The sequence below is a fragment of the Alistipes indistinctus YIT 12060 genome, from assembly GCF_025144995.1.
Classification (GTDB): domain Bacteria; phylum Bacteroidota; class Bacteroidia; order Bacteroidales; family Rikenellaceae; genus Alistipes_A; species Alistipes_A indistinctus.
Genome location: NZ_CP102250.1, coordinates 2,770,628 through 2,782,787 on the forward strand (window position 1 = coordinate 2,770,628; position 12,160 = coordinate 2,782,787).

Below are 12,160 nucleotides of genomic sequence, written 5' to 3' on the forward strand. Positions count from 1 at the left end.
GTTAATAATTGATTATCCGTATGTAGGTGCGATAATGTGGCGCAAGGTGTGAAAAAACGGATTCCGGTATTGTTCGGCGTAGAGAGTTTCAGTGGCGGCGTGTTGAGGCATGTCGTCGATCTGGCGTTGGCGTTGGATCCGGAAGAGTTCGAAGTGCACCTGATCACCTCTTCGCTCCGGACCGATCAGGAGGCTTCCGACAGCATAAAATTGTTGGAGCAACACGGGATCCGTGTGGTTTTGCTGCCTATCCGGCACGGGGCCGCCTTCCCGGGTGATTGCATGCAGATCGTTCGGATTGCCCGGTATATCCGCTGTCACCGGATCGCCATCGTTCATGCCCACAGTACCAAAGCGGGACTGTTGTTCCGGTTGGCCGCGTGGTGGAGCGGTACCCGGACGATCTATACCCCGCATTGTTATTATTTTCATGCCCGGACCGGGATGTGCCGCAGGATCATTTTGTCGGCGGAACGATTCCTGGCACGAAAGACGGATGCGGTGATCCTGGCCGAAAACGAACGGTGTGCCGCATTGGATGCCTCGGCGGTTAACGTTGCGCGTATCCGGGTGATCAACAATGCGATGGCCACGTTTCGGTATCAGACCTATTCCCGGGAGGAAACCCAACGGGCGTGGGAACTCCCTCAGCAGAATTATATTATCGGCGGAGTAGGGCGCCTTTGCCGCCAGAAGCAGTGGAGAGTACTGATCGAGGCGGCCGCCGAAGTGTTCCGCCATCGTGATGACGTGACTTTTCTGATAGCCGGGGAGGGTGAAGAGCGTGCTTCGCTCGAGAGAGCGATCCGGAAACGGCACCTGGAAGGAAAAGTCCGGTTGCTGGGGCATGTTTCCGATGTTTCAAAAACTTACTCCTGCCTGGATGTATTCGTTTCCACTTCGCTGTGGGAAGGGTTGCCTTATGCCTATTTGGAGGCGGATTGTTTCGGCCTCCCGATGATTCTTCCCCGTCTTCCTTATCTGGACCGGTTGTTTCAGGGGGAATCCTACCGTTATTTTCCTCCGGGGGACAGTTATGCTTTTGCGAATCAATTGCTTCTGCAACTGGAGGCGATGTCTGTGAACGGGAAAAAACCGGAGAAAATTGCAAAAATGTCACAACCGGACAAAGAGGCGTTCGACCGGTTTGTCAGCGCTCACCGGCAATTGTATCTGGAGTTGGCGGAACGTATCTGAAGTGCCTGAAAATCTGAAATGCCAGTGGGATTGATGCGGCTGCTCCGTCCTTGGTCGCTCGTATAACATACAACAGGGCAAAGTCTGTCGTTGGAATGACCTTATTTCCAATGTTAATAATTGTTTGCAATGTGTGTATTTTCATTCATAAGATTGACTAATTGTTAATTGTGCTGAAGTGCATACGCTGCAAAATGGGATAAAAGGCGGTAGAGGTTTGTAATATGGACAACGGAATTTTCGAATGAGTGAAATCTTGAGTATTGCCGGAAAATGCATATATTTACCCCCTCCCCATAAAACTTATCCGTTTGAAAATGCGAATCATTGTTGTTACTTGCTGCTTGGCAGTTGCTCTTATGGAGAGCGGTTTTGCCGGGACTAAATCAGAGAACCTAGTTCCTTCGACTCCTGTGTCGATGTCCGAAACTGCAGGTTCCTTGTCGAATGCTATGTCCCGGACGGGAATTTCCTACCGTCTGCAGGACAATCGGCTGAGTCTTTCCGATGGCCCTATTGTAATTCGGGATGCCGCTTTCGGGGCCGTTATCCTCGAGAATGGCCGTTCCCGCGTAATCTGCCCCCAGGATGAACCGATTGTCGAATCCGTTGTTTGTGAAACTCCGCTGGGCCGTGGCCTCGAGACCGTTTACAGTTGGACAATGCCCGAAGGGTATGGATTTAAATACAAAGTGACCCGGGTCGGAAGTGACCGTCTTACTGTGGCGGCCGAATTTGTGAACGGTTCGTTGCATCCGGTCTATTTACAGCGCTTCCTGTTGTTGGATACGCCGCGTGGCGGTTTTACCGTGCGGGGTGCCGCAGCCGACTGGATGCTGGCCACGACCGATGTGGAGGCGCGCCGCATGGGAACGCTCGAGCGGACGCTTCCTTCGGAAGATGCGCTTCGGGTAGAAAAGGCTTTTAACCGCGAATACCTGACGGCGAGCGGTGATTCGGTGAAAATGGCCGACGGGGCATGGCGCGGTTACCGCGACGATATGACACTCTATGCCGCCGGTGGTGAAGGCGTTTCGATGGCGGCCGTCGGCCTGGTGTCGGATGTCTATTTCCATGTCCGCACCGAAGGGACTTCGATGAAACTCGAAGTCTTCGGCGATATGAGCGAAGTGTTGGTCGAGCCGGGCGAGGTACGTCCTTCGGACGAAGTTTTGCTGTCGTTCTGCCCTTGGGGAGCCGCCCAGGAGGGCAAAGACCGCTGGCTGGCCGAGGTTGCGGGTGTAAACCTGACGAAAAAACCGGTTTACGGCTGGTGTAGCTGGTATCGGAGCATGCGTAACATTATGCAGGAAGATATTCTCGCAATGACCGATTATCTGGGAAAAAACAGGAACAAGCTGCCTATGGAGGTGTTCCAGATCGACGATGGCTGGCAGAAACAATATTACGATTGGAATGAGGCCGGGAAATTTTCGTTGGGTATGGATTCGCTGGCGAGGAGTATCCGTCAGGCGGGGATGGTTCCCGGCGTCTGGCTTTCGCCGGTAGCGCCCAATCCCGGCTGGGACCGTGGCGGATGGTTGTTCCCTGTTTCCTGGTATGCCAAAACCCGGACCGGAGTGCCCGACTGGGAGCGGCTCGATCCGACCAATCCCGATGTGGCGGCTTTTATTACCACTTCGCTGCGCAATATGTACCGCAAGGGTTACCGCTATTTCAAAATCGATTTCAATAACCTGCCGCTGATGGGGGTGCGCCTTTTCAATCCGAAGATGACGCGCCTGCAGGCGCAGCGCGAACTGTTCCGTCTTTACCGGGAGGCAATCGGTCCGGAGAGCTACCTGATGGCCTGCAATCCCGACCAACGTCTCTTCGTGGGTTATGCCGACGCGAACCGTATCGGCCCGGACTGTCTGCCTTTCGACGGTTTCACGCAGAAATGGGCCTCGGATGACATGCCCACGAATGCCTGGGGACTCTATTATCCGATTATGGCAATGGCCGGCAGGGGGTACCAAAACCGCATCACGACGATGGGCGATCCGGATGTCACTTACCTCGGCCAGACGGGCAAGGCCCGCCCTGCACAGTTACTGACTTACCACAGTTTTATCGGCCTTTACGGAGGGTTTGCCATGACTTCCGACCATTTGTACAAGCCGGAATTCGGCGGAGAGCAGAGTGTTCGCATGATGGAACAGCTCTATCCGGTTTCGCGGGAGGCGGGTCACGCCTTTTCGGGCGGATACGATATCTTCGGACGGGAATTCGGTTATGTTGCGGACCGTCCTTATGGCCGCAGTATCGATCTCATCCTGTGGAATCCGCAACATGACCGCAATGCCGATCTGACGATGCGGCATGTGCCGGTCGATACGCTCGGCGGCAGGTTCCACGTCTGGTCTTTCTGGGACGAGCGTTACGAAGGGGTACAGGACGGCAGTTATACGGTCCGTGATGTAGCTCCCTTCGAGCATAAATTGCTGCGATTGACGGCACTGTCGGACGGGCCGTGCCTGATCGGCTCGAATTTGCACATCAGCATGGGGGCAACCGAAGTGATTTCCCTGCGATGCGACGGCGACCGGCTCGTAGTTGAACTCGATCCCAATGCGGGGGCGCGCGACGGCAAATTGTTCTTCTATTCCGAGCAGCCCGTCAGCAGCGTTTCGTCGACTAACTCCGACGTTTTCGTTTGTAAGATCCAGGAGCACGTTTATGCTGTCACGCTGTCGGATCGGGAACGCGATAAGCGCGAAATCCTGACTTTGCAATTGGGCGGCAAGGAGGCGCCTTCCGAAAAGGATATCCGGAAAGACAAGCGGCTTGCAGGACGTTACCGACACGCTTCGTTCGACAGGGCCTGGTTGCGTTCCTGGTAGCTGCGTTTCAGGATTATTCAGAATTGTAACCGTCATGCCGGAGGGGTGTTTTGTCCGGCATGACGGTTTTGCTGGAAATCGTTACACTGGTTTGGGAATGGCGGGTTTTGTTTTTTATTCCGGTTTCTTCGGGAAAATTATCCGGTATCGCAATAACCCTTTTTGTGAGCAATTGCCCATGATCGACAAAATTCACGGGTACCCCGGTTATTCGATTCGTTTCCATTACGGAGTATTTGAGGTAAAGGCTGCCGAATATTGGTGTACCTTTACCGGCGGTTGTATTAAAAATATCTCTATCTTTGTTCATTAGTAACCGAAACAACCGTCGATGATTAAGCCGGGATATCTTTGTTTTGCTCTTTTTGCATTGATTGCGAGTTGTTTGCATGCCCAGCAGGCGCCGGTAGCGTCGCCCGGCACGGTATCGCTGGCAGAAATCCGGATTCGGGATCCGTTCATTCTTCCCGATTCAGCACAACGCATATATTATCTGTTCGGGACGAACTATCCCGATGCGGCGCCCGGTAAGGGAGGGTTCGACGTTTATACCAGCCGCGACCTGATCTCCTGGCAAGGACCGGAAGCCGTGTATCGCCCGGCATCCGGCATTTGGGGATGGAAAAATTTCTGGGCTCCGGAATGCCACACTTACCGGGGAAAATCCTATCTTTTCGTCACGATGTGGGAGGAGGCCGCTTCGCAGCGCGGCACTACGATTCTGCGGGCAGAGCGGCCGGCAGGACCTTACCGTGAATATGCCAAAGGTCGGGTTACGCCGGAGGAGTGGGGGGCGCTCGACGGAACGCTTTATCTCGACGGGCAGGGCGATCCGTGGATGGTTTTCTGCCACGAATGGGTACAGGTCGGCGACGGGACGATCGAAGCGGTACCGTTGCGTAAAGACCTGAGGGGGCCGGCGGGAAAACCCGTAACCCTATTTGCCGCCTCAGAGGCTCCCTGGGTTCGGGCATATGTCCCCGGTAAGTATGTGACCGACGGACCGTTCCTGTACCGCAACTCGCGGGGAGAGCTGCTGATGCTTTGGTCGTCGTTCGGCCAAGAGGGTTATGCGCTGGGTGTGGCACGCTCTTTAAGCGGTGAAGTGACCGGCCCGTGGGAGCATGTGTCCGAGCCTCTTTTCGCTCGCGATGGCGGTCATGGCATGTTGTTCCGTACTTTTGACGGACAGTTGGTGTTGAGCCTGCATCAGCCCAATAAGGGCCCGCTGGAGCGGACGCGACTTTTCCTGGTCGGCGAGCGGCCCGACGGTCTGCCTTATGTGGTCGGACGACTGACAGAGGAGGCCGTACCGACTGCTTGCGACGGTTCATAAAATGGGGGTAAACGCCGGAACAACCGGTTTCGTAAGGTTCAGGCGATGCTCTCGAAAGAAGATTGATACTACAAACCCAGATTAATAATCAATAGTAAAGCATATGACACAGGATGAACTTTTCAAGAAACTGATCGCCCACTGCAAGGAGTACGGGTTTATCTTCCCGTCGAGTGAAATTTACGACGGGCTGAGCGCCGTTTACGATTACGGGCAGATGGGCGTCGAACTGAAAAATAACATCAAAAAATATTGGTGGGATGCGATGACCAAACTCAACGAGAACATCGTAGGCATCGATGCGGCCATCTTCATGCACCCCAAAACCTGGGAGGCTTCGGGCCATGTGGGCGCATTCAACGATCCGCTGATCGACAACCGCGACTCGAAGAAACGTTACCGTGCCGATGTGCTGCTCGAGGATTTCCTCGCCAAACAGGATGAGAAGATCGAGAAAGAGGTGGAGAAAGCGCGCAAACGTTTCGGAGAAAGTTTCGACGAAAAACTTTTCCGCGAGACGAATCCGCGCGTGGTCGAGCACCGGGCCAAGCGCGATGCTGTCCATGAAAGGATGGTCGCAGCTTTGAACGACAACGACCTTGAGGAACTGCGCCAGATCATCCTCGATGCCGAAATCGTCTGCCCTATTTCCGGTACGCGCAATTGGACCGAAGTGCGCCAGTTCAACCTGATGTTCGAAACCAAAATGGGTTCGGTGGCCGAAGGGGCCAGCACGATCTACCTGAGGCCCGAAACGGCGCAGGGGATTTTCGTGAATTTCCTCAATGTCCAGAAAACCGGCCGTATGAAGATTCCGTTCGGTATCGCGCAAATCGGCAAGGCTTTCCGCAACGAGATCGTTGCCCGGCAGTTCATTTTCCGCATGCGCGAGTTCGAACAGATGGAGATGCAGTTTTTCGTGCGCCCGGGCGAGGAGCTCAAATGGTTCGACCATTGGCGCCAGACCCGCATGAAATGGCACCGTGCGCTTGGGTTCGGCGACGAACATTACCGGTTCCACGATCACGACAAACTGGCCCATTATGCCAATGCGGCCACCGATGTCGAGTTCGAATTCCCGTTCGGCTTCAAGGAGGTCGAGGGGATCCATTCGCGTACGGACTTCGACCTGGGGAACCACGCCAAGTTCTCAGGCAAGAAAATTCAGTATTACGACACGGAAACCGGTGAAAGTTATGTTCCTTATGTGGTCGAAACCTCTATCGGCGTAGACCGCATGGTGTTGCAGGTGCTTTCGGCCGCCTACAAGGAGGAGCGGCTCGAGAACGGCGAGACGCGTACCGTCCTGAATATCCCGGCAGCCATCGCGCCGGTCAAGGCGGCGATTTTCCCGCTGGTCAAGAAGGACGGACTGCCCGAACTGGCCCACCAGATCAAGGATATGCTCAAGTTCGACTATAACATCCAATACGACGAGAAGGACAGCATCGGCAAGCGCTATCGCCGTCAGGATGCGATCGGCACGCCGCTGTGTATCACCGTCGACTACCAGTCGCTCGAGGACAAGACCGTTACGGTCCGCCACCGGGACTCGATGCAGCAGCATCGTGTAGCGATCGCCGATCTGGCGGCTATGGTCGGCGACGAAGTAAGCTTGCGCAAACTGTTCAGTAAGATCGTTTAAAACATTCCGTCATGGAACGCAGAGCCCTTTTCCCGGGATCGTTCGATCCCTTCACGCTCGGCCATAAAGTGGTGGTCGACCAGGCCCTCGAGTTGTTCGACCGCATTGTGATCGCGGTGGGAGTGAATAGCGAAAAACGCGGTTTGATGACCGCCGAAAACCGTGTGCGGCTGATCCGCGATTTGTACAAGGACAACCATCGCATCGAGGTGCGCACTTATACCGAGCTGACCGGAGCTTTTTGCCGGGAGTTGGGCATACGTTTTATCCTGCGCGGGTTGCGTAACAACGTGGATTTCGAATACGAGCGTAACATCGCTCAGGTGAACCAGACGCTGTTCCCCGAAGTAGAGACGATTCTGCTGTTCACTCCGGCCAAGTATGTGGCGATTTCGTCGAGTGTGATCCGTGAGCTGGTCACTTTCGGCGGAGATCCCACGCCGTTGATGCCGCAGAATATCAATATCAAAGATTACCTGTAATTCCCGGTATGGGCTGTGCCCGATTCCGGATAAACCGAAAACAAAGCAGACAAGCATGGAATTTTCAGCCGAAATGATCGCCGGGTTCCTCGGCGGCGAAATCGTGGGCGACCCGAAAGCGGCCGTCTGGACGCTGGCTAAAATTGAGGAGGGCGCGCCCGGTGCACTGTCGTTCCTCGCCAATCCCAAATACGAACACTACATTTACAACTCCCGTTCGTCGATCGTGATCGTCAACAAATCGTTCGAACCCACGGCACCTGTGCCGGCGACGATGATCAAAGTCGATGACGCTTACAGCTGTTTCGCCAAACTGCTTGAACTCTATGCGGCTAACAGACCGCAGAAAAAGGGGATCAGCGAGCGTGCCGCGATCGACGCTACCGCTGCGTTGGGGGAGGATGCCTATGTGGGTGAGTTCGCCGTCATCGGACAAAATGTCAAAATCGGTAAAAACGTTAAAATTTACCCGCAGGTTTGCATCGGCGACAACGTGCGCATCGGCGACAACGTGACGCTTTATTACGGGGTGAAAATCTACGAAGAATGCGTGTTGGGCGATAACGTTACGATTCATGCCGGTACGGTGATCGGTGCCGACGGTTTCGGTTTCGCACCGAACGGAAAGGGCGAATACAGCAAGATCCCGCAGTTGGGCAACGTCGTGATCGAGGATAACGTCGAGATCGGTGCGAACACCTGTATCGACCGTGCCACGATGGGATCGACGCGGATCGGAACCGGCACCAAGCTCGATAACCTGATCCAGATCGGCCACAACGTCGTAATCGGCAAAAATACCGTAGCTGCCGCACAACTCGGCGTCGCGGGTTCGACGCACATCGGGGACAGCTGCATGTTCGGCGGGCAGGTAGGTATCGCCGGACACCTTCACATTGCGGACAAGGTACAAATTGCTTCGCAGTCGGGTATTGCCAAGGACGTGACCGAGCCGGGAGGCTATATGGGCAGCCCGATCATGTCCGGGATCAAATTCCACCGTGCGAACGCAGTGTTTCACAAATTGCCCGAATTGAGTGCCCAGGTACGGCAGTTGGAGAAAAAAATCGAGCAGTTGCAGGCCCTACAGGCTGCCGAAGAGTAGTTTTCGCGCCAGCGATGGCTGGCGTCCATAAATCGCAGAAGAAGTGTTTCCGCATGGGCAAAGCCGGCGTAAAGATTATTCTCGGGATCGATCCCGGCACCAACACCACCGGTTACGGCGTAATCGAGGTGAGGGGCAGTGTCGTGCGCTGTGTCATCCTCGGGGTGATCGACCTGCATCAGTTGAAGGATCCTTACCGAAAATTACACCACATTTTCGAACGGGTTTGTGCACTGGTCGATGAATACGGCCCGCACGAAGTGGCGTTGGAATCGCCCTTCTTCGGCAATAACGTACAGAGTATGCTGAAACTGGGACGGGCGCAGGGAGTGGCTATGGCTGCCGCCCTGAGCAAGGGGTGCCCGGTGGCTGAGTATGCCCCGCGCCGGGTCAAGCAGGCGATTACGGGGCAGGGGGCGGCATCGAAGGAGCAGGTTGCCGCCATCCTCAAAAGCATGCTGAAATTGGAGGAGTTGCCCAAACGGCTCGATGCGACCGACGGACTGGCGGTTGCGGTATGCCACCACTTTCAATGTTCCGTCATTGCTCGAGTCGACCCTTCCCCGTTGAAAAAGGCGCTGGGCGGCGGCCGCACGGCAAGTAAAAGCTGGACGGAGTTCATTTCGTCGCATCCTGACCGGGTAAAAGGCGATAAATGAGCCGCAAGCGAGTGCCCGCAGGGAAATAAATAGAGTCCGCTGAACGTTGGTATTTTAAAAGATGTTTCGGACGGCTATTCCGGCCGTCCCGCATTTTTTTCGAAAGCACCGAACGAATAAACGATATAATAAGTATGAAAGCCAAATTGTTATTTGCCGGCGCACTAGCGCTGATCTTTCTTGCCTGCGGGCAAAAGCCGCAAAGCGAAGGGTATACGATCACCGGCGAGATCGCAGGAGTGACGGGAAAAGTATATTTGACACTCTTCGAAGGTAAAATGCCGCAACGTATCGACTCTACGGAGGTGGTTAACGGCACGTTCTCCTTTACCGGTAAACAACCGCTCCCGATGTTGGCTTCGATCGATACGCCCGAACACGGAGCGATCCTGCGTTTCTTCCTCGAGAACAGTCCCATTACGATCACCGGTTCGGCCGATGCCCCGGATCGGATCAGCGTATTGGGATCGGCCAGCGAAGAGATGGCCCGCAAATACCGGGCTGATATCGACTCCATCAGCGAGGTCTTTTATAGCGATTCCGCAGCCGTCTCGACACCTGCCGGCCGCGACTCGCTCGAAAAACTGATCAATGCCCGGCGCATGGAGTTCGTCAAAGCCAATCCGGGAAGCGTGGTAGCGGCCTATGTCCTTTACCGCGAACTCTCTTACTACATGCCTTATGATGAACTGTATCAGGCTGTGGCGGCTTTTGACGAACCGGTTAAACAGTCCGTGTATCTGAAACTGGTTGCCAGTATGGCCGATGCACAGAAAAAGACCTCGATCGGACAGCACTACACTGATGTATCGGCACCGGATAGGGATGGCAAAGAACTGGCGCTTTCGTCGGTAGTCGGTCCGGGTAAATACGTGTTGCTCGATTTTTGGGCTTCATGGTGCCCGCCGTGCCGTGCAGAATCTCCGTATATGGTAGCGGTTTACAAGGAATTCGCACCGAAAGGCTTTGAAATTTACGCCGTATCCCTCGACAAAACCAAAGAGGCCTGGCAAAAGGGTATTGCCGATTTAAATCTCGGATGGAAGCACGTCAGCGAACTAAAATTCTGGGATAGTAAGGCTGCCGAAATGTACGGGGTCCGCTCGATTCCTGCCAACATCCTGATCGGTCCTGACGGTACGATTCTCGCACGCAACCTGATGGGCAATGATCTTTATGCAAAACTTGCCGAACTGCTTAATAAGCCCTCAAAAAGCGGGAAAAACGAGTAAAGGTTCCGTATCTGTTGCACCTAACCATGCTGTTATCTGGAGCACGGTGTCGCAGGGAAGGGTTTTGGTACCGGGGATGGAAGGTGTGATTTGGTCCGGCGAATCGGGGACAATCGCATGCGGAGAGGTAAAACCTGAAAATTTCGGCGATTTTTATTTGCCGGTAAAGATTTTTTAACTTATATTTGCACTCGCAAAAGGGACGGCACCGTAGCTTAGCTGAATAGAGCATCTGACTACGGATCAGAAGGTCACAGGTTTGAATCCTGTCGGTGTCACAAAAACGATTTGCGTAAACGGTGCGGCTTGTCTAGCCGCACCGTTTTTTATTTTACTTCGGTATGCCATGCGGCAATTTGTTGATTTTCAGCTTATCTGATAGTTTTTTTATATGTCTTGAGAACAATGCCCCGCACAATATTTTTGAAGAAGCTGGATGATGGGTTTGGATATGCATCGATAGCTTACGGTAGTTTCTTTTCGAAGTGCATGTAATCCTTGAGCGAAGTCCAGTTGCCGCCCCATGTCCACCCCAGCCGAATAAATTCTTTTACGACGGGCGATGTGTCGGCTAGGGTGCCCGGGATGTCGCGATCGTAGGTTCCTCCCTGGGGGATGACCTTGCCGTTGGCCAGAACCGCCGGATTGTTGTAGGGATTGATATCGATAGCCATACCGTAAGAGTGCACCGATCTGCTACCGTTGCCGGAGGTCGAGATTCGGCGGTAGTGAAACGAATAAGAGTTGTTCAAGGTGTCCATGGAGGTCCCGTCGTTCGGTTTGTCGAATCGGATCGGAATCGCGCTTTCGATTGGGAACCGTTGGTTGCGCATAAACCGGAACAGGTGGATAACATCCTCCTTCAGGGTTTTGTGCATTACGATTTGTCCCCGGTGGAGTTTCCCGTCGAACGAATAATACTCAACATCGGCAATCGCCAGACTATCCAGTACCTCTTGCGGAGCCGAAGACCCCGCCAAAGCTTCGGCCAGCGTGACCTGCGAATCGATAACGACAGTTTGTGCCTGTACTGCCGGAAAAATTCCCGCCATTGCCAAACACAGTACGATCAGTTTTTTCATCGGGTGTATGATTCTTGGCTTTATTCGTTGCTTGAAATTAAGTTTTTTGGATCGAAAAAACACAGAAAAATGATATAACAAATGCGAGCTCCCGGGTTTGTAAATTTTATAAATGAAGGCATACTCCCAAAATAAGATCGGAATCGGGGAATACCCGATTCCGACCCATAATGATTGCCTAAGTCCGATTATCAGTCGGGTTTGACCCGATGAAACGGAACTCTGATTATCGCCTGTTGAATCCGCCGCGATTGTAACCGCCGCCGCCACGGTTGAAGCCACCTCCGCGATTGAACCCGCCGTTGCTCCTTTCGGTTTTCGGACGCGCAACATTCACGCCGATCACTTTGCCTTCGAACTCCGTATCGTTCAGCGCATCGATAGCCTGTTGGCCTTCCGCATCGTTGGCCATTTCGACAAAGCCGAATCCGCGTGAGCGTCCGGTTTCGCGATCCGTGATGATATTGGCCGAAGATACTTCTCCGTATGCCGCGAATAAATTCTGTAAACTGTCGTTCTTAGTGGCGAAGTTCAGATTTGAAATGTAAATGTTCATTTTTTGTTTTTGTTAAGTGAATC

11 protein-coding genes and 1 tRNA gene are annotated in these 12,160 nt (G+C 53.8%); 9 read left to right on the forward strand and 3 right to left on the reverse strand.

The window, feature by feature from the left end; translation table 11 throughout:
• Positions 1 to 48 precede the first annotated feature (48 nt).
• Together NQ495_RS11400 and NQ495_RS11405 are read left to right on the forward strand one after the other, a co-directional pair.
• Complete coding sequence (locus NQ495_RS11400) at positions 49 to 1,197, forward strand: glycosyltransferase (protein ID WP_187118336.1); 1,149 nt, start codon at positions 49 to 51, stop codon at positions 1,195 to 1,197.
• A gap of 419 nt (positions 1,198 to 1,616) precedes the next feature.
• Positions 1,617 to 4,040, forward strand: coding sequence for a glycoside hydrolase family 36 protein (locus NQ495_RS11405; RefSeq protein WP_187118335.1), 2,424 nt, complete (start codon positions 1,617 to 1,619; stop codon positions 4,038 to 4,040).
• A 13-nt stretch (positions 4,041 to 4,053) separates the two neighbouring features.
• Here NQ495_RS11405 and NQ495_RS11410 read toward each other — a convergent pair whose 3' ends face one another.
• Positions 4,054 to 4,350 (reverse strand): hypothetical protein, encoded by a 297-nt coding sequence (locus NQ495_RS11410; RefSeq protein ID WP_147337753.1) that lies wholly within the window; start codon positions 4,348 to 4,350, stop codon positions 4,054 to 4,056.
• Positions 4,351 to 4,371: 21 nt separating this feature from the next.
• On the opposite strand from NQ495_RS11410, the gene NQ495_RS11415 reads away from it, so the two are divergent.
• From NQ495_RS11415 to NQ495_RS11445, 7 genes are all read left to right on the forward strand, one after another.
• Positions 4,372 to 5,376, forward strand: coding sequence for a glycoside hydrolase family 43 protein (locus tag NQ495_RS11415; protein ID WP_009135129.1), 1,005 nt, complete (start codon positions 4,372 to 4,374; stop codon positions 5,374 to 5,376).
• A 103-nt stretch (positions 5,377 to 5,479) separates the two neighbouring features.
• Positions 5,480 to 7,021 carry a glycine--tRNA ligase gene (locus NQ495_RS11420; protein ID WP_009135128.1) on the forward strand — a complete coding sequence of 514 codons (1,542 nt, stop codon included), beginning with the start codon at positions 5,480 to 5,482 and terminating at the stop codon, positions 7,019 to 7,021.
• A gap of 11 nt (positions 7,022 to 7,032) precedes the next feature.
• Positions 7,033 to 7,503, forward strand: a complete 471-nt coding sequence (gene coaD / locus NQ495_RS11425; RefSeq protein ID WP_009135127.1) for a pantetheine-phosphate adenylyltransferase — start codon at positions 7,033 to 7,035, stop codon at positions 7,501 to 7,503.
• Between the two features lie 55 nt (positions 7,504 to 7,558).
• Positions 7,559 to 8,608, forward strand: coding sequence for a UDP-3-O-(3-hydroxymyristoyl)glucosamine N-acyltransferase (gene lpxD / locus NQ495_RS11430; protein ID WP_009135126.1), 1,050 nt, complete (start codon positions 7,559 to 7,561; stop codon positions 8,606 to 8,608).
• Positions 8,609 to 8,661: 53 nt separating this feature from the next.
• Positions 8,662 to 9,267 carry a crossover junction endodeoxyribonuclease RuvC gene (gene ruvC, locus NQ495_RS11435; RefSeq protein WP_009135125.1) on the forward strand — a complete coding sequence of 202 codons (606 nt, stop codon included), beginning with the start codon at positions 8,662 to 8,664 and terminating at the stop codon, positions 9,265 to 9,267.
• Positions 9,268 to 9,401: 134 nt separating this feature from the next.
• Positions 9,402 to 10,499, forward strand: coding sequence for a TlpA disulfide reductase family protein (locus tag NQ495_RS11440; RefSeq protein ID WP_009135124.1), 1,098 nt, complete (start codon positions 9,402 to 9,404; stop codon positions 10,497 to 10,499).
• 204 nt (positions 10,500 to 10,703) lie between these two features.
• Positions 10,704 to 10,777: transfer RNA gene (locus NQ495_RS11445), tRNA-Arg, on the forward strand.
• A gap of 186 nt (positions 10,778 to 10,963) precedes the next feature.
• Here NQ495_RS11445 and NQ495_RS11450 read toward each other — a convergent pair.
• Positions 10,964 to 11,581: a M15 family metallopeptidase gene (locus NQ495_RS11450; protein WP_009135123.1), complete on the reverse strand. Its 618-nt coding sequence runs from the start codon at positions 11,579 to 11,581 to the stop codon at positions 10,964 to 10,966.
• Positions 11,582 to 11,807: 226 nt separating this feature from the next.
• Positions 11,808 to 12,137, reverse strand: a complete 330-nt coding sequence (locus NQ495_RS11455; protein WP_009135122.1) for an RNA recognition motif domain-containing protein — start codon at positions 12,135 to 12,137, stop codon at positions 11,808 to 11,810.
• Positions 12,138 to 12,160 lie beyond the last annotated feature (23 nt).

Excerpts from the sequence above, each read along its gene's own strand:
- NQ495_RS11405 (WP_187118335.1), top strand. The coding sequence starts at position 1,617 with ATGTCCGAAACTGCAGGTTCCTTGTCGAATGCTATGTCCCGGACGGGA.
- NQ495_RS11410 (WP_147337753.1), bottom strand. The coding sequence starts at position 4,350 with ATGAACAAAGATAGAGATATTTTTAATACAACCGCCGGTAAAGGTACA.
- NQ495_RS11415 (WP_009135129.1), top strand. The coding sequence starts at position 4,372 with ATGATTAAGCCGGGATATCTTTGTTTTGCTCTTTTTGCATTGATTGCG.
- NQ495_RS11420 (WP_009135128.1), top strand. The coding sequence starts at position 5,480 with ATGACACAGGATGAACTTTTCAAGAAACTGATCGCCCACTGCAAGGAG.
- coaD (WP_009135127.1), top strand. The coding sequence starts at position 7,033 with ATGGAACGCAGAGCCCTTTTCCCGGGATCGTTCGATCCCTTCACGCTC.
- lpxD (WP_009135126.1), top strand. The coding sequence starts at position 7,559 with ATGGAATTTTCAGCCGAAATGATCGCCGGGTTCCTCGGCGGCGAAATC.
- ruvC (WP_009135125.1), top strand. The coding sequence starts at position 8,662 with ATGGGCAAAGCCGGCGTAAAGATTATTCTCGGGATCGATCCCGGCACC.
- NQ495_RS11440 (WP_009135124.1), top strand. The coding sequence starts at position 9,402 with ATGAAAGCCAAATTGTTATTTGCCGGCGCACTAGCGCTGATCTTTCTT.
- NQ495_RS11450 (WP_009135123.1), bottom strand. The coding sequence starts at position 11,581 with ATGAAAAAACTGATCGTACTGTGTTTGGCAATGGCGGGAATTTTTCCG.
- NQ495_RS11455 (WP_009135122.1), bottom strand. The coding sequence starts at position 12,137 with ATGAACATTTACATTTCAAATCTGAACTTCGCCACTAAGAACGACAGT.